General features: G+C 46.0%; 13 protein-coding genes and 1 tRNA gene. 12 read left to right on the top strand and 2 right to left on the bottom strand.

The window, feature by feature from the left end:
* Positions 1-106: 106 nt before the first annotated feature.
* The 4 genes from alr (at position 107) to QUA38_RS05480 (ending at position 3,734) form a co-directional block, all read left to right on the top strand.
* Entirely contained in the window at positions 107-1,309 is a 1,203-nt protein-coding gene (gene alr, locus QUA38_RS05495) for an alanine racemase (RefSeq protein ID WP_333159910.1), read from the top strand.
* A gap of 203 nt (positions 1,310-1,512) precedes the next feature.
* On the top strand, positions 1,513-2,361 hold the full coding sequence (locus QUA38_RS05490; protein ID WP_333159908.1) for a mechanosensitive ion channel family protein: 849 nt from the start codon (positions 1,513-1,515) through the stop codon (positions 2,359-2,361).
* Positions 2,362-2,408: 47 nt separating this feature from the next.
* The gene (locus QUA38_RS05485) at positions 2,409-3,548 is read left to right on the top strand and encodes a patatin-like phospholipase family protein (protein WP_333159906.1); all 1,140 of its coding nucleotides are present in this window, start codon (positions 2,409-2,411) and stop codon (positions 3,546-3,548) included.
* A gap of 97 nt (positions 3,549-3,645) precedes the next feature.
* Positions 3,646-3,734, top strand: a tRNA-Ser gene (locus tag QUA38_RS05480).
* 154 nt (positions 3,735-3,888) lie between these two features.
* On the opposite strand, the gene QUA38_RS05475 is transcribed toward QUA38_RS05480, so the two are convergent.
* Complete coding sequence (locus QUA38_RS05475) at positions 3,889-4,827, bottom strand: serine hydrolase (protein WP_333159904.1); 939 nt, start codon at positions 4,825-4,827, stop codon at positions 3,889-3,891.
* 108 nt (positions 4,828-4,935) lie between these two features.
* On the opposite strand from QUA38_RS05475, the gene QUA38_RS05470 reads away from it, so the two are divergent.
* Both QUA38_RS05470 and QUA38_RS05465 read left to right on the top strand, forming a co-directional pair.
* Positions 4,936-5,643, top strand: coding sequence for a C40 family peptidase (locus QUA38_RS05470; protein WP_333159902.1), 708 nt, complete (start codon positions 4,936-4,938; stop codon positions 5,641-5,643).
* Positions 5,644-5,695: 52 nt separating this feature from the next.
* Positions 5,696-6,700, top strand: coding sequence for a glycosyltransferase family 2 protein (locus tag QUA38_RS05465; RefSeq protein WP_333159900.1), 1,005 nt, complete (start codon positions 5,696-5,698; stop codon positions 6,698-6,700).
* 133 nt (positions 6,701-6,833) lie between these two features.
* Here the strand turns inward: QUA38_RS05465 and QUA38_RS05460 are convergent, their stop codons facing one another.
* Positions 6,834-8,006 (bottom strand): IscS subfamily cysteine desulfurase, encoded by a 1,173-nt coding sequence (locus tag QUA38_RS05460; RefSeq protein ID WP_333159898.1) that lies wholly within the window; start codon positions 8,004-8,006, stop codon positions 6,834-6,836.
* Positions 8,007-8,102: 96 nt separating this feature from the next.
* On the opposite strand from QUA38_RS05460, the gene QUA38_RS05455 reads away from it, so the two are divergent.
* The 6 genes from QUA38_RS05455 (at position 8,103) to QUA38_RS05430 (ending at position 17,140) form a co-directional block, all read left to right on the top strand.
* Positions 8,103-8,771, top strand: a complete 669-nt coding sequence (locus tag QUA38_RS05455) for a hypothetical protein (RefSeq protein ID WP_333159897.1) — start codon at positions 8,103-8,105, stop codon at positions 8,769-8,771.
* A 344-nt stretch (positions 8,772-9,115) separates the two neighbouring features.
* Complete coding sequence (locus QUA38_RS05450; protein WP_333159895.1) at positions 9,116-10,438, top strand: four-carbon acid sugar kinase family protein; 1,323 nt, start codon at positions 9,116-9,118, stop codon at positions 10,436-10,438.
* Between the two features lie 438 nt (positions 10,439-10,876).
* Positions 10,877-12,028 (top strand): circadian clock protein LdpA, encoded by a 1,152-nt coding sequence (gene ldpA / locus QUA38_RS05445; protein ID WP_333159893.1) that lies wholly within the window; start codon positions 10,877-10,879, stop codon positions 12,026-12,028.
* Positions 12,029-12,184: 156 nt separating this feature from the next.
* Positions 12,185-13,951, top strand: a complete 1,767-nt coding sequence (locus QUA38_RS05440; protein WP_333159891.1) for a R3H domain-containing nucleic acid-binding protein — start codon at positions 12,185-12,187, stop codon at positions 13,949-13,951.
* 378 nt (positions 13,952-14,329) lie between these two features.
* A complete protein-coding gene (locus QUA38_RS05435; RefSeq protein ID WP_333159889.1) occupies positions 14,330-16,006 on the top strand; it encodes a CheR family methyltransferase in 1,677 nt (558 codons plus the stop codon).
* Between the two features lie 3 nt (positions 16,007-16,009).
* Positions 16,010-17,140 carry a chemotaxis protein CheW gene (locus QUA38_RS05430; RefSeq protein WP_333159887.1) on the top strand — a complete coding sequence of 377 codons (1,131 nt, stop codon included), beginning with the start codon at positions 16,010-16,012 and terminating at the stop codon, positions 17,138-17,140.
* The last annotated feature ends 259 nt before the right edge of the window (positions 17,141-17,399 follow it).

Here is a 17,399-nt window from a genome sequence, read left to right as displayed (position 1 = left end):
GATACACCAGTTAACTTTGATGAAAGAGAGAATCTTATTATAATCAAACTTAGGGTAAAATCTCCAAGCAGTTTTTAATGGTGTAAGCAAGTAGGAGCGATGGACAATGTGGAGTGGGGAACAAACAACCGCAGAATCAACGACAAAAGAATCCCGCCAGACGTTGCTGTGGGACGATAACGGGGGACTTTGCCAGCGGGCTTGGGTAGAAATCGATTTAGCAGCTTTAACTCACAATGTAAAACAGCTTAAAAAGCTCTTATCTCCCCAGACAGAACTGATGGCAGTTGTGAAAGCGGATGCTTACGGTCACGGTGCTGTTGCAGTCAGTCAAACAGCATTGCAAGCAGGTGCTAGTTGGCTGGGAGTGGCGACAATTCCCGAAGGCATAGAATTGCGAGAAGCTGGGATAGAAGCGCCGATTTTGCTGTTGGGGGCAACCCATACAGCCCAACAGGTAAAAGCGATCGCCCATTGTCACTTGCAGCCCACTATTTGTACTGCCAAACAAGCCCTAATTTTTTCGGAAGTTCTCGCCGATATTAACCAATGTTTGCCGGTTCACGCTAAGTTGGATACGGGAATGTCTCGCTTGGGTACGCCCTGGCAGGAAGCTACAGAATTCGTGCAATTAGTCAAGCGGTTGCCCAATTTAAAATTAGCCAGTATTTACTCTCACTTGGCGACAGCAGATAGTCCCGACCCCGCAGTTATGAGAGAGCAGCACCAGCGTTTTCAACAGGCGATCGAGCAAATTAAAATAGCAGGAATTAGCCCCCCTCGCCTCCATTTGGCAAACTCTGCTGCCGCCCTCGCTGACCCGGATTTGCACTACGATTTAGTGCGAGTCGGTTTAGCTACCTACGGTCTTTATCCAGCGCCTCACTTGCAGTCGATCGCCAATTTGAAGCCCGCAATGCAGGTAAAAGCTAGGGTAACGCAGGTGAAAACAATTGAAGCAGGAACCGGCGTCAGTTACGGCTATCAATTTATAGCTCAGCGGCCGACACAGATTGCCGTAATTGGTATCGGCTATGCAGATGGTATTCCGCGCAATCTTTCTAATAAAATGCAGGTTTTAGTCAGGGGTCAATTCGTGCGGCAAGTGGGCGCGGTGACGATGGATCAGTTAATGCTGGATGTAACTGACATTCCAGATTTAGAAGTCGGTGAAGTGGTGACGCTGTTGGGCAAAGATGGGGAATATCAAATTACTGCCGACGATTGGGCCGCGACTTTAGGAACTATTTCTTGGGAAATTCTCTGCGGTTTTAAACACCGATTGCCCCGCGTAGCAGTACACTATTAGCAGTAGTCCGGTAGAGGTTTAAACCCCTGCCTCATAGTAAAAGTCGGTTTAAACCGATTCAAGATTTTGAGCTAGGGAATTATTGATTTTAGTTTTCTTTGAGAGGACTTTAGCTATGAGATAGGGGTTTTTAACCCTGTCGGACTCTCAGAATAAGCGATAATACTGAAACTGCAATTCCAAATTCCAAATTCCAAATTGATATGACAGTTATTCAGACGTTTTTACCAATAGCCCAAACGTTCTATTCTCAGCTAAATGCAGAAAGAACACAAGCCTTGGAAGTAGCCCAAGAATTCTCCAAAAAATTAGTAGAATTGGGGTTTAAAATTGTACCTCAACTGCTGTGGGCGATCGGCATTTTGTTAATTACGCGATTTGCGATCAACTTTGCGGGGCGCGTGACTCGCCGTGCACTGAGTCGCACCGAAGCCACGCTGCGGAAATTCTTAGTTCAAGCTGCTGAAATTACGATTTTGGTAGTGGGAGTAGTCGCCGCTTTGAGTCAGTTGGGAATTCAAACTACCAGTGTGGTTGCGGTGGTGGGTGCAGCGGGTTTGGCCATTGGTTTGGCGTGGCAAAATACTTTGTCGCACTTTGCTGCTGGGGTAATGTTGATTAGTTTGCGACCCTTTGAAGTCGGAGATGGGATCGAAGCTGGCGATGTTAAGGGAGTGGTGGACAGCATCGGGATTTTTTCAACAACCGTGGTGACAGACGATCGCATAAAAATTATTGTCCCGAACAATCAGTTGTTTAACGGTACACTGAAAAATACAACGGCAATGGGAACGAGGCGAGTAGACTTGAAGATTGATATTGGCGATCGGCCAATTCGTCCAACTGTAGCTGAGTTATTAGAAATTGCCCACTCTCACCCGCTGGTGTTGGAGAATCCGCCCCCGACTTGTTTGGTCGCCGAGATTACTCCCGAGACAACTATTTTATCTCTCCGACCTTGGTGCGCGTCGGTGGCTTACGAACAAGTGCGATCGCAAGTTCAACAATACGTCAAAGAGGCAATGGATGCCGACAACAATCAAGAACAATAGATATAAATCTAAAATCTAAAACCCAAAATTGATCGGAGGTATTTCCCATGAGCAAGTGGTATCCGCAGCAAATTTTGCAAGAACCCGGTGTCAGAATCACCGCCACCGAGAAACAAACAATTCTCAGCAAATTTCCGCCTCCAGACGAAAACGGTCAAATCTATGCCGACGGTGTTTTTGAAGGTGGCGGCGTGCGCGGAGTTGCATTTTTAGGAGCACTCAGGTGCTGTAGCGATTTGGGCATCCGGTGGCGAAAATTAGCCGGCACTTCAGCAGGTGCAATTACTGCTGCAGTATTGGCAACCGACTTGTCAATTGATGATTTAGAGGAAATTTTAGGACAGCTCGATTACAGCATATTTTTAACTCAAAAAAACAGTCCTCTAATTTTAAACGGCGACCCCGCCGACGACTTGCAATCTCCTGCTTGGACGCTGCTTTTCTTAACAGTTAGCCGTCAGATGGGAGAATATTCGGCGCAGCCGTTCCGACAGTGGCTGGAATCAATGCTCGGTAGAGGTAACTTGCACACTTTTGCTGATGTCAAACAAATCGTAAAAGACCGGGAATTAAAAGTAGTAATATCCAACCTCACTCGCGGTGAAATGTTGGTACTGCCCGACGACTTACACCGACGCGAATCGACCGATTCCGATACTTTGTATGAGCAGTTGCGACTCCAAAGCGCTGAACATTTTAGCGTGGCTGAAGCCGTTCGGTTGTCGATGAGTATTCCGCTATTTTTTGAACCAGGAAAACTCGGCGATGACTTAATTGTAGATGGCGGAATTTTGAGCAATTTCCCCCTGTGGATTTATGACAAACAATCCGTCGGTGCGACTCTTGCGGCACCGCGCTGGTTTACCTTTGGGTTTCGATTAGTCGATACCGGAATTGAGACTAAAGCTAAGATTGATACTCCCCTGTCGATGCTGGCGGCGATGTTCAGAACGATGATGAAAGCAAGAGACCGCTATCACCAGCGAGAAATGGATAAGGGCAGGGTGATTAATATTGATGTGACTGAAGCTGGGGTGACGACGACGGACTTTAATCTCGATGGCGATCGCAAGGCTCACCTGTACCGCTTGGGGTATTTGTATACTAAGAGGTTCTTTTTGAGTTCCAATTTTAGTTGGGAAAAGCACTTGAAGGCCAGGGGCTTTGGGGAAGAGGCTGGAGGTTGATGTCGCGAAAAGTATACAGAGTAAGGGATTGAGGAATTTTTAAATTAGGGGTTGGCAAGAATAAGATGTGTGTGCTATAGTTAGTTACTGTCATCTTGGAGAGGTGGCTGAGTGGTCGAAAGCGGCAGATTGCTAATCTGTTAAGGGTGTTAACATCCTTCGAGGGTTCAAATCCCTCCCTCTCCGTTTTAGAGCTTCTAGGAAAAAATTCCTTTTAATCAAATTTTTGGACGGGATAGAAGCCCATACCACAAAATTTCCATGTGGGATGGGCTTCTAGCCCGTCCCAATTATTTTTGCAGTTCAAGTCTAGTCTAGCCGCAATAATCAACTACTAAATCTAATTCAATGTCTTCATCGCTTCGACAAATTGCCGCGATATAAATGGCAAAATCTCTTCATTCTTGCTATTCTCTTTCCCCTCGGTAAATACAACCAACAAATACGGCCGCAAACCGGATATTTCAATATAAGCAGCATCGTGACGCACTTGACTTGTCAGTCCCGCTTTTGACCACAATTTTGCTGATTCTGGCAATCCCCCGCCTAAAAAACCTGTAACTTGATTTTCGGGATCTGCCTCTAATTCTGCTGGGTCTAAACTGCGTTTCATTAGACCCATCATTTCTTGCGATGCTTGGGCAGAAACAGCTACGCCGCCGATTATACTGTGCAGCAAACGCGCCGCTGCATTTGTAGTCAGCATATTTCTATTTTCCATTAACTCTCCCAAAACTGCTCGCTCGCGACCGTAGGGGCCGTCACACCAGGTTTTCTGATTGACGTTAATATTTTGTAATTCCGGCCAATCTAATGATTGAAAGTAACGGTTGACGATGTTTCGCTGCTGTTTCCAAGTTTCAAAGGGGGCGGGTGATAATTCTGGGCCGCTGGTGGTGCCGGTGAGGGCGTCTACTACTAAACTGGTGGCGTCGTTGCTGGAATCAACTATCATATCTCGGACGGCGCGTTCTAATTCTGGCGAGGTTTGAATCATGCCTTTTTGCGCCCATTCCCAGATGGCAACGAGGTAGAATAATTTGACGATGCTGGCTGGATAAATTCGTTCGGAAGCTCTAGCGCTAAAACCTCGCGGTTGATATTTCCAAAATTCTTCTGCACTCAGGGCGCCGCCTGTATTGACTCGCACCGGCGGATCGTAGACGATCCAGGTAATGGCTATACGATCGCCACTTAATCCTGTAAATTCTGACAATGCGGAGTCTATAATGCTACTGCCGAGGTTTTCTAATTGTTCGTCTTTGTGAAAAAATGTCATGGTTAATGGCTGACGGTTAACGGTTAACGGCTAGCAGCTAATGGCAATCTATCGTTAAATGCGAACAATAAATGCGAACAATTAACAGCACACAATGAGCAATTAGCAATGGCCAATTATCAATTATCTGATGTTGTGGAGTACCGGGCCCGATCGCACATAAATATTTACGATTCCCCAAAGTGCGATCGATTGGCAACTCAAGCAGCGCTGGGGCGACATTTGCGCGTCTTTGACCCCCCCCTAAGACAGAGCGATGTAAACTTGGATACAACGGCTGTGATGGTGCGGCTGTGCGAAGATGATTATCCGGGATGGCTGGATATTCGAGATGTTGAGTTGCTCGCTCCGACAGAAACATTGTACAATCCTCTCGTGGTTTCTGAGACCCAAATAAAGGAAAAATTACCACTTGTAATTACTTTTGCTCGCGAGGCTATGAACCAATCCAATTATTATCTTTGGGGCGGTACAGTCGGGCCGAATTATGATTGTTCGGGCTTGATGCAAGCTGCTTTTGTGGCTGCGGGAATCTGGTTGCCGAGGGATGCTTATCAGCAGGAAGCTTTTACTAAACCTATTAGTATCAGTGCTTTAAAACCGGGAGATTTAGTATTTTTTGGTACGCCTGAAAAAGCAACTCATGTAGGATTATATCTCGGAGATAATCGCTACATTCACAGTTCTGGAAAAGCACAAGGTCGCAACGGTATCGGTATCGATGTTTTGTCGGAGGATGGCGATCTAGTCAGTCAAGCTTATTACCAGCAATTGCGGGGATATGGTAAAGTTGTGGAAAGTTATCAACCTAGTTAGTTGTTGACGGTTGACTGTTGACGGTTGACTGTTGATATTATCGAATAAAAAAATGGACGCTGCATTATTTTTGGAAAAATTGGCGAGACAGCAAGCTGAGGCTGAGGTTGTTCTCGATGTTTCGGTGGTGGTGCCGGTGTATAATGAGGTGGAAAGTTTGCCTCATTTGATTGAGGCGATCGCCTCTTCTATCCAACCATCGGGACTCAGCTATCAAATTATTTGTGTAGATGACGGTTCTAAGGACGGTTCTGCTGAACTTCTGCAGCAATTAGCCAGCACTCGCGATGACCTTTGTGCTGTAATTTTGCGCCGCAATTACGGGCAAACTGCTGCCATGTCGGCAGGTTTCGATCGCGCTCGCGGCCGTGCTATTGTTACCCTTGACGGCGATTTGCAAAATGACCCGGCTGATATTCCGCTGTTGTTGGCAAAGTTAAATGAAGGCTACGATTTAGTTAGCGGCTGGCGCAAAAATAGGCAGGATAATACTATTAGCAGGTTGATTCCTTCTAAAATTGCAAACTGGTTAATTGGTCGCGTTACAGGCGTAACTTTGCACGACTACGGCTGTTCTTTGAAAGCTTATAAATCAGAGTTGGTAGCAGACTTGAATCTGTACGGGGAATTGCACCGCTTTTTGCCAGCGTTGGCGTTTATTGAAGGGGCGAGAATTGCAGAAATGCCTGTGCGACACCACGCCCGCCGTTTCGGTCAAAGTAAGTACGGAATTTGGCGGACTTTTCGGGTGTTGATGGATTTGTTAACTATTTCTTTTATGAAAAAGTTCCTGACTCGACCGATGCACGTTTTTGGACTTTTGGGACTGAGTTCTATGACCTTGGGAACGGTTTTAGGAATTTATTTGACAGTCTTAAAATTGGGTTTTGGTCAAATTATTGGAAATCGTCCTTTGCTGATTTTGGCTGTAGTTTTGCTGTTGACTGGCGTGCAGTTATTTTGTTTTGGTTTGCTGGCGGAAGTGATGATGCGGACTTATCACGAGTCGCAGGGAAAACCGATTTATCGGGTGCGCGAGGTGTTTGGTTCTAAGTAAGGGTTCGATACCAATTATACTCTGCCATAAAAAGAGGGAAAGTTTTGAGTTGTAAGTTAAATAATTTAAAACTCAAAACTCAAAACTATTTCCTAATCTTCAATTCTCTCATCTAAAATCTCAAATTTCAAATCTAAAATTGATTGACTTTTTGAGCTTGTCGGAGAGATGTAATAGTTGCGATCGCGTGTTCGGCGACTGCATCTATTTCGGCTTCAGTATTGAAGCGGCCAATACCAAACCGAATTGAAGCATAAGCTAATTTGTCCGATCGCCCGATCGCTGCTAAAACATGAGATGGAGATATTTTCGCCGAAGTGCAAGCAGATCCAGAAGAAACTGCCGCCGCCGGTTGCAAACCCAACATCAACGCTTGACCGTCAACCCCGGCTACACTAATATTGAGATTCCCCGGCAATCTCTTCGTAGCGTGACCGTTGAGAAAAACATCGCCCAATTCACTCAATTTTTCCCACAAACGCTGGCGCAAATTAACCACTCGTTCTGTTTCCGACGGCATTTCTGCAATTGCCAATTCTACTGCTTTGGCAAACCCAACTATTTGCGGTGGGTAGAGAGTTCCCGATCGCATTCCCCTTTCGTGGCCTCCTCCGTGCATTTGCGGCGCTAGCTGCACTCTCGGTTTGTTGCGGCGCACGTAGAGAGCACCGATCCCTTTTGGCCCGTAGATTTTGTGGGCTGTCAAGGACATTAGATCGATATTCATCTCCTCTACGTCGAGGGGAATTTTGCCGATCGCCTGTGCCGCATCTGTGTGAAAAAGAATGTCATTTCCGCGACAAATTGCAGCAATTTCTGCGATCGGCTGGATGACGCCAATTTCGTTGTTAGCTGTCATCACTGAAACTAAAATTGTCTCGGCCCGAATCGCTTTGATCAAATCGCCTATATCAATCAGCCCGTCGCTTTTCACCGGTAAAACAGTAATGTCAAACCCCAATTTTTGCAAATAGGTACAGGGGTCGAGAATTGCATTGTGTTCGGTTTTTACTGTGATAATGTGCTTTCCTTTACTGAAATAAGCTTCGGCGATGCCTTTGATCGCTAAGTTATTTGCTTCGCTTGCACCGCTGGTAAAAACAATTTCTTCGGGGGAAGCATTTATCGCTTCTGCTATGATTTGTCGTGACTGTTTTACTGCTGCTTCTGCTTCCCAGCCGTAGACGTGGTTGATGCTGGCTGCGTTGCCGAATTGTTCGGTGAAATACGGCAGCATCGCATCAACTACCCGTGGATCTACCGGGGTTGTGGCGTGGTTGTCGAGGTATATAGGACGTGCGGACATAGTGCAGTTTTGGTTTGAAAAAGTGTTAGGTTTATTGTAGACGAGCCCCTTGTTCTACTACAAAACTTTATAATTAACATATATTTGTAAAGATTTATGCGAGCTGACATTCAGGGATTAGAAATTACTCTCGGTGAGCTCAAGCACCTCACCGGCGCCGGGCCCGAGCGCGTATACCGGCCGCCGACAGCGACTAAGTTTGCCCGCGAAGCTTTGAAAACTGTCGGTTTAATTGTTTTGGTTCTCATCAGTTGTTGGCTGCTGGTTGCGATATTTCCTAGAGCTTATTTGTGGTGGTTCGCCCTTCACTTCGCTGCGATCGTCGGTTTAATCTTTGAGGATGCGTGGAAAATTCAGTGCAGCCGCCAAAACCCACATTTAATCAATCTTTTTGATGATGTCGATCGCTATAATGGTATAATCAAAGCGATCGAAATTAACGATAGGATAGAAGATGCCGGCAATGTGGCAGTAAAAATCGGCGATCGAGCCAAAGTTATTCAAGCTTTGCAACTAATCAGAGACGATTTAGTTCGAGCTTTGAAAACTGAAAGAATTCTTAGGGAAAACAAAAAATTTGTCGCTACTAACTCAGAATTATTTGCCAATAACTTAAAAAATTTGAATGCCCTCCAAATTAGCGATCGAGCCAGCGAACAGGGGCGATTGCTCAACGAAGCTTTGCAAGTAGCCGTGGGAGTTCAAGCAGAAATGAAAAAGTTGCAAGATCGAAACGCTGCTAATTTTAAAAATGGCAAAAGTTAGTAGCGTCCACGGCTGCGTGCGCCTCTTACCCAGTAGCAATATGCAGCTTACTGAACCGCAACAGGCAGGATGCCTGTTCCACTCGAACTCAAAGACATTTTTAAAATTATGAATTAGGAGAATTGTTGAAAAAATATCATAATTATTGTAAATTTTTACCTGTTACGTAACAGGTAAGGATATCTTGGAAAGGTGACGTTAACAACCAGGTCATATCATTTCCGGTTACACCGGAATGATGTTGACTGTTGACGGTTGACTGTTGACGCCGTGAACAGTGAACAGTGAACAGTAAACAGTGAACTCGAATTTACTATTCCGATGCTAACGGATTTGATATCAGTATGTCTTCTGCCAAACCCAAGATTATAGTTCTCGACGACGATCCGACTGGTTCTCAAACCGTGCACAGTTGCTTGCTGCTGACACGTTGGGACGAAGACACCCTGCGTTTGGGGCTGCGGGACAAGTGCCCGATTTTCTTCATACTGACAAATACTCGATCGCTAACTCCCGAAAAAGCAGCCTCCGTCACCCGCGAAGTGTGCCAAAATCTAAAAAGGGCGATCGCCAGCGAAAAAATCGAAGACTTCCTAATAGTTAGCCGTTCCGATTCTACCCTGCGCGGTCACTATCCCATCGAAACCGATGCGATCGCCGAAGAACTTGGCCCCTTCGATGCCCATTTTCTAATTCCCGCCTTTTTTGAAGGAGGCAGAATTACCCGCCACAGCGTGCATTACCTAATGGTTAACAGCGTCGCAACGCCTGTACACCAAACCGAATTTGCCAAAGATTCAGTCTTCGGCTACAGTCACAGTTACCTGCCAGACTACGTAGAAGAAAAAACCAAAGGTCGCATCAAAGCTGATGCAGTCGATCGCATTTTACTTGCAGACATCCGCTACGGAAGTTTAGATCGACTGATGGAGATGAAAGACAACCAATGTGCAGTTGTTGACGGCGAAAGCCAAGGCGATTTAGACACATTTGCGAAACACATTCTCGCTGCTGCCAGTCAAGGCAAAAAGTTTTTATTCCGCAGCGGGGCGAGTATTTTAACATCCTTAGCTGACCTCGGCCCGCAGCCAGTAGCAGCCGACGAAATGGCAAAATACGTGAGGGACGGGAAACCGGGTGCAGTAATAGTTGGTTCCCACGTTAAGAAAACTACTGAACAATTGGAACGCTTGTTAAAAGAACCCAATATAGTTAGCATTGAAATAGATGTATCTCACTTGTTAGAAGATTCATCAGAGTATCGCACCCAAATGCTCGATGAAACTCTCGAAAAAGTCCGCACTTCTCATGCCGATGGTAAAACGCCTGTAATTTATACCAGCCGCAAGGAACTCGAATTTGACAATGCAGAAATTAGGTTAAAATTTGGAGAAGCGGTTTCTGCTTTACTGATGGATATCGTGCGGGGACTGCCTACCGATATCGGGTTTTTGATTAGCAAGGGCGGCATTACTTCTAATGATGTTTTGAGTACAGGTTTGTCGCTAAAAAGTGTCAGGCAAATCGGTCAAATAATCGCAGGTTGTTCGGTGGTGAAAACCGATGCAGATCATCCTCTGTTTCCCAATTTACCCGTGGTTTTGTTTCCGGGAAATGTGGGGGATAGCCATGCTTTGGCTACGGTTTACAAGCGGCTGAGCAAGTAGTAGAGCTCGTTGAATCGCAGATTAACGCAGATGAATGTAGCTTCAAGTTAGGGAGTAGAATGTTCATCTGCGGTTCGTCGCTGGGTTTCAATGCTCGATCGAACTTTATGGCAATGACGACTGCACGGCCACTTCCAAAAAAATCTTTAGTCTACTTTTTCCTTGCCAAATCCACCGAAATATGATATCATAGAAATTCTGTCCGTAAGTCAACGTGTCACTCAAGCCGATCGCCAAAGTGGAAAATCGCCTCATCGTTAGGCACTATCAAAAAAATTAGATTTCTCAAAAATACTTACCTCAGAACTCTACATATAGAGCCAACAGCACCAGATATACTGCTATCAGTAGCGTTTCCAGCTTGTACCCGCCTAAATTTTCAAATTAAGTAGAAATTTCCACATAGTAATTTTTAGCTGAAAGGATTAGCATATAAGGGTGACAGAACATTATCATCCCCTAAACTCATTAAAAGATGGCCATTGGTTCAAGCTGATCTGTGGGGCGAGCTTTCAACACCTGCCTGCTGTACGGAATCTCACCTTGGCTTACACCTTAGCAGGCGCTGACTGTATCGATGTCGCGGCAGATCCCGCCGCCGTCGCCGCAGCGAAAGAAGCCCTACAAGTGGCCAGCGAATTACAGGCAAGAACTCAAAACCGCAGGTTTGGCGGCAAAGGGTTGCCGTTGCTGATGGTGAGTTTAAATGATGGGGAAGACCCGCATTTTCGCAAAGCCGAATTCAACCCAGCCGATTGTCCGGTGGACTGCTGGCGGCCGTGCGAAAAAATATGTCCAGCCGAAGCAATAGTTTTTCAGAGTGCTGGCAGTGGTTTTTCCGGGGTGATAGACCAGCAATGCTATGGCTGCGGTCGCTGTCTGCCGATTTGTCCGAGCCAACTGATTTATACTCGTTCTTACGTGTCTGCTCCCGCCGCGATCGCACCTTTAATCTTGCAATCCGGTGCGGACGCCCTAGAAATCCACACGCAAGTAGGCAGAGAGGCAGATTTTGCGCGACTTTGGTCGAGCATAGCTCCCTGGGTCGCTCAACTCAAGGTAATAGCAATTAGTTGCCCCGATGGAGACGGTTTGATTGATTATTTGCGGACACTCTATCAAATAATTTCCCCCCTTCCTTGTCCGCTAATTTGGCAAACGGACGGTAGGCCAATGAGCGGAGATATCGGAACAGGAACTACTAGAGCCGCGGTCAAACTCGGTCAAAAAGTTTTGGCTGCCCAGTTGCCGGGATACGTGCAACTTGCAGGCGGCACTAATGCTCACACTGTCAGCAAATTGAGAGCCGAGGGACTGATGAAGGATGCCGGGAAAAATTCGTCAGATCCCCCTGTTCCATATATTGCAGGTGTAGCTTACGGCAGCTATGCCAGGGTTTTGCTATCGCCAATTTTAGAACAGTTAGAAACAATGCAGACCGATCGAGCCTATGCCGTTCCGGTGGCAGTCGCGCGGCCAGGAGCCGGAGTTCAAACATCTCGGCTACCTCAGCTCGAAGCCGTCCCAGAACTTCTCTCACAGGCCGTAAGTTTAGCTCGTTCTCTAGTTTCCCCGCTCAAAGAATTTTAGTCAGTAGTCATTAGTCAGTAGTCATTAGTCATTAGTTAGTGGTTAGTAGTTAATTCCAACAACAACTGGCAACTGACACATAACAACTGGCAACTGACAACTGTTAACTGACAACAGACTAAAAAGTTGAAAACGTCACCGAACACATCGAGGCGAATGCAGATTACAGACGACCTCAACAGATTATTAGACATCGTGCCAGATGAGATCCGGCAGCCCTTAGAGCAGCACCCGCAGCGCAACAATCTCATTGAGATTGTCATGGATTTGGGCCGCCAACCTGAAGCTCGTTTTCCATCCTTGGCCGAACCTCTTTCTCAAACACCGGTTTCCAAGGCACACCTCAACTATTGCATCGAGCGAGTCGGCCACTTCGGCGGCGACAATCGAGCCGGTATTGAGCAAACCCTGCACCGAATTAGCGCCCTTCGCAACCGCAGCGGCGAGATTATCGGCTTGACTTTGAGGGTGGGCCGCGCTGTGTTCGGGACGATCGGCATTATCCGCGATTTAGTGGAAACCGGTCAGTCAATTTTGATGCTCGGCCGCCCTGGGGTTGGCAAAACCACGGCCCTGCGCGAAATTGCCCGCGTCCTCGCCGATGACTTGGAAAAACGGGTGGTAATCATCGACACCTCCAACGAAATTGCCGGAGATGGAGATATTCCCCACCCAGCGATCGGTAGAGCTCGCAGAATGCAAGTTTCCCGTCCCGAACTCCAGCACCAAGTCATGATCGAAGCAGTGGAAAACCATATGCCGCAAGTGATCGTGATTGACGAAATCGGCACGGAACTCGAAGCTTTGGCGGCTCGGACGATCGCCGAAAGGGGCGTGCAGTTGGTAGGTACCGCCCACGGGAACCGGATCGAAAACTTGATGAAAAACCCGACTCTGGCAGATTTAATTGGGGGCATCCAAGCGGTGACGCTGGGAGATGACGAAGCAAGACGGCGCGGTTCTCAAAAGACGGTTTTGGAACGCAAAGCACCGCCAACTTTTGAAATTGCCATCGAAATGCTGGAACGGCAGCGCTGGGTAATCCACGAGCGAGTTGCAGATTCGATCGACACTCTGCTGCGGGGACGCGAACCGAGCCAGCAAATCAGAAGCGTCAGCGAGACAGGAGAAGTAATTATCGAGCAGGAGTCGGCAACTCCCCCCGCCCGGTTTCCGGGGATGGCAGCTTCCAGCGGCCCGGCTGCTGTCTCGGCAATCCGGCCCGTCACACCGATCTCAGGGTGGCGGAGTGCTGGCAAAATGGTGCCGATGCCCGCTCCCAGCGAGAACTTAGCTGCTAAGAGCGCGCCGGTTGCTGAGACTCGGTATTTCGAGCAACTGCTCGAAGAATCCCTGTCCGTTGAGCCTGTACCTAAGCCCGGACGTTTTTCCCAGAATGTCGGCCCTAACGGCGAAGATTTGCCCCTCCACGTTTATCCTTACGGCATACCTCGCCACCAGCTCGAACAGGTGATTTCGACGCTGAACCTGCCGATACTGCTGACCAAGGATATTGAGAGCGCTGACGTGGTTTTGGCTTTGCGATCGAACGTTCGGAACCAGTCGAAATTGAGGCACTTGGCCAAAACTCGCCAAGTTCCCCTGCACACAATTAAGGCAGGGACTATTCCCCACGTAGCGAGAGCTTTGCGGCGTCTGTTGGACATGGATGACCCCGGCACGCCGGAAGTGGCAGACCTCGCCTTATTCGCCCGCAGCGGTTCTTCTGACGAGCTCGAAGCTCTCGAAGAAACCCGCTTAGCAGTGGAGCAAATTGTCATTCCCAAGGGACAGCCGGTGGAACTCCTGCCTCGTTCTCCCAACGTCCGCAAAATGCAGCACGAACTTGTGGAACACTATCACCTGAAGTCCCACAGTTTTGGGGAAGAACCCAATCGCCGCCTGCGGATATATCCAGCTTAAAGTTGGAGATTAGTGCCTTTGAAGGCAGAAGGTAGAAGGCAGAAGGGATATTTTTTTCCTGGCTTCTACCTTCTGCCTTTTGCCTTTTTCCTTTAAGTAGCTGGCAAGTTTCTGATATGATGTGGTGTAACACTGTTATTGTTAAGGCGATCGGCTAAATTCCCAATTTCTACTTCCAAATTCCCCAATTCCCAATTCCCAATACTTCTACTACACGAGCTTACAAGTTCCCCAATTCCCAATAGTTCAGCTACGCACTTCCCTTCGGCTCCCTGCGGCTTTGCGAACCGACGAGCCGCAGGCTAGCAGCTATGCTCAGCACCAACTCAGTAAAAGTTGCCACTTCCCAAATTATTAAATTAATCTACCTCAGTGGACATGAATGATTCCATAATTCAGCTATTTATAAACTTAATTACTACTGAGATGGGTGTGCGAATTAGAACCCAAGATCGAGCGGATCTGTCTCATAAAATCATGAGTCGGATGAGAGAAAAAAAAATTGCAGAACCAGAACAATATTATAAACTTTTAACCGCCAAAACTTTTGAAAGTAAAAATGAATGGGCAAAATTAGTATTGCTATTAACAACAACTGAAAGTTATTTTATGCGAGATAAAGGACAGTTTGCTCTGTTAAACAGAGTAATTTTTCCTGAATTGATAGAGCAGAAAAGAAACTTGCACAAAACATTGGGAATGCAGCCGACACTGCGAATCTGGAGTGCGGGCTGCTCCACCGGTGAAGAACCTTATTCTTTAGCTATTGTTTTAAAACAATTGATTCCCGATTGGGAGCAATGGAAAATATTAATTTTAGGTACAGACATCAATGAAAAAGTAATCAAAAAAGCGCCCCAGGGAGTTTACAGTCATTGGTCGTTTCGCTTGGTTGAACCGCAGATACAAAAGCAGTATTTTCATCAGAGGCAAAATGATTGGGAAATTAATCTAGAATTGCGCGAAAGTGTCAACTTTAGCTGTGTAAATTTAATCAAAGATGAGTTTCCTAATATTTACCAAAATCTTTATAACATAGACTTAATTTTGTGTAGAAACGTTTTTGTGTATTTTGAACATAAGTATATTTCACTGGTACTGCAAAAATTTTCCAAGACACTGAGACCTGGAGGATATTTAATGACCGGTCACGCTGAAGTTTACGGTCAAATTATGAACGAGTTTGAATCCAAGATTTTCCCGGAGTCAGTGGTGTATCAGCGTCGGGATGCAGTACCGGATGAACGCTGTCAAATAGAGTCTAGGGTTGCGACTTTAGGGGAAGCAAACTCGGCATTTCGGGAATTCCCGAAAGCAGATACTATGGGCGATGATAGTGGTGAGTTGCTAACAGGAGAAACTATGCCACCTAGTTTTACTACTAACAGCAATTTTCCAGAGATAGAGATGCCGCCCGTATTAAAAATAAGTAATCTGCTGGGGAATATGCTGCCATCTCCCTATCTGGAGGACGGCTTACCGAACAATGCCGTGTCAGTTACAGAAAAAATAATAGCAGAAAATACTCAAAATCAAACGCCTCAACTGCTAATTTTAGAGGCTAAAAAATTATTTAAAAATCAAGATTATGCTGAGGCTATCAACAAGGCACAAGAGGCAATAGACTTGCAGGGACATAATTTTGATGCTTATTTTTTAATCGCTCAAGTTCAGGCGAATGCCGGCAATTATTCTCAGGCAATAGAATACTGTAATCGAGCTAGAAAAGTAGAGCCGGGATCAGTATATACTGATTATTTACAATCTCAAATTGCTGAAGAACAGGGTCAATTAGAAACAGCAAAAAATTTATTAAAGAGGACTATTTATATGTGTCCATCTTTTGTTTCAGCTTATATAGAGCTAGGGAATATATACAATAAAGAAGGCCAAGTAAAAAGAGCTCTTAAAATGTACCATTCATCTTGTGAAATCCTGAAAGCGCTGCCGCCAAACACTCCCATAGATTCACAGGGAAAAATGACAGCTAGTCAAGTGCTGATGAATGTTAAAAAAAAATTGTTAAAATTATACAGTAAAGAAACTGTACACTAAAATATGGAAACTAAACCGTATCTTATCTTTGAACAGAACGGTTTTCTCTGCGGTATAGAAGCCTGCTACGTTCGGGAAATTTTCTTTCTGCCGGAGTTGACAGCAATTGCAGAAGCACCTCAAGATATTGTTGGGGCGATCGACCTTCGCGGCGAAATTCTGCCCGTGATGGATCTGAATCTGCGTTTTGGATACGCTTGGCAGGAGTATTCTGTGACAGATAGTACGATCGTCATAGAGTGGCAAGAATCGAAAGTTGGTATAATTGTCAATCAAGTTCGCGAAGTTAAGGAACTCTCAGAAGAAGCCATCACTCCGCAGCTATCTTACGGACGAGAGAATTCAGAAGCTTCTCATTATTTTGTAGCTGGACTTGCCCGCAGCGAAGCCAATATTATCATGCTGCTGAATCTCGATCACTTAATTCGATATTCTCCCGAAAAGTCAGAGGAAATCCAGCCTGTTTCTCCAAGCAATGCAGGTAGTGAAGCAGCAGCAGGTGAGGCAGAGACGGAAAATTTACACGGGCAAATAAATGCAAAAGTGTTAGGTAAAACTCCTAAAATTTTGAGCAAGCGTCACGTTTTTTGCCCGCAGGCTACCCCAGAAGAAAAAGCAATTTTTCAATCGCGCGCTAATCATTTGAGGCTGCGAGGCGAGGGGGAAAATGATGCTGCAATTAATATGTCCCTGGCGGTTTTTGTTTTGAATAGCGAATACTTTGGTATTCATTTAGATCTAGTCCGCGAATTTACTGATATCAACCAAGTAACTCCGGTTCCTTGCACTCCCGATCGCATAGTGGGAAATATAAACTTACGGGGAGAAATTGTGACGCTAATTGATATTCGCAGTGTTTTAAATATGTCTTTAAATATGTCGGAGACTGCCAATTATCTCTCTAAGGCGATCGTTGTTGAAGTGGCGGATTTGGTCGCTGGTATAGTTGTTGACGAAATATTAGATATTATATACTTAAATGTGTCGGAAATTGCGGCTGTTCCGGCAGCACTGCATTCTGCCAACCGCGAATATCTACGGGGGACAGCTATTTATGGGGAAAAAATGATGGCTATTCTCAACTTGCAAAAACTGCTGACAAAAGGAGGAGTAGTTGTTGATGAAGAGGTTTGAATCCAGAACAGGACTTACGCAAAGTATATCTGTCATGAGTGCAGTGAAGCATCTAGCTGGATACTTGATTTCCTTCGCAATCCCGATCCAACGCAGAGATCAAAACTGGTAACGAGCGGGACTTAGCATGAGAGAATTATCTTGAAATGCGTCCAGGACTAAAGAAGTTAATTATATCACAATACGGTTCAGTTAAGCTCGATCTCCCTAGCCCCCCTTCTAAATGGGGGGACAAACAAGAACTTACTCAAAATCCTCG

It is taken from the genome of Microcoleus sp. Pol12B4 (assembly GCF_036701385.1).
GTDB lineage: Bacteria > Cyanobacteriota > Cyanobacteriia > Cyanobacteriales > Microcoleaceae > Microcoleus.
The sequence above is the reverse complement of the archived record's forward strand: the minus strand, read 5'-3'. Positions and strand labels throughout refer to the sequence as shown.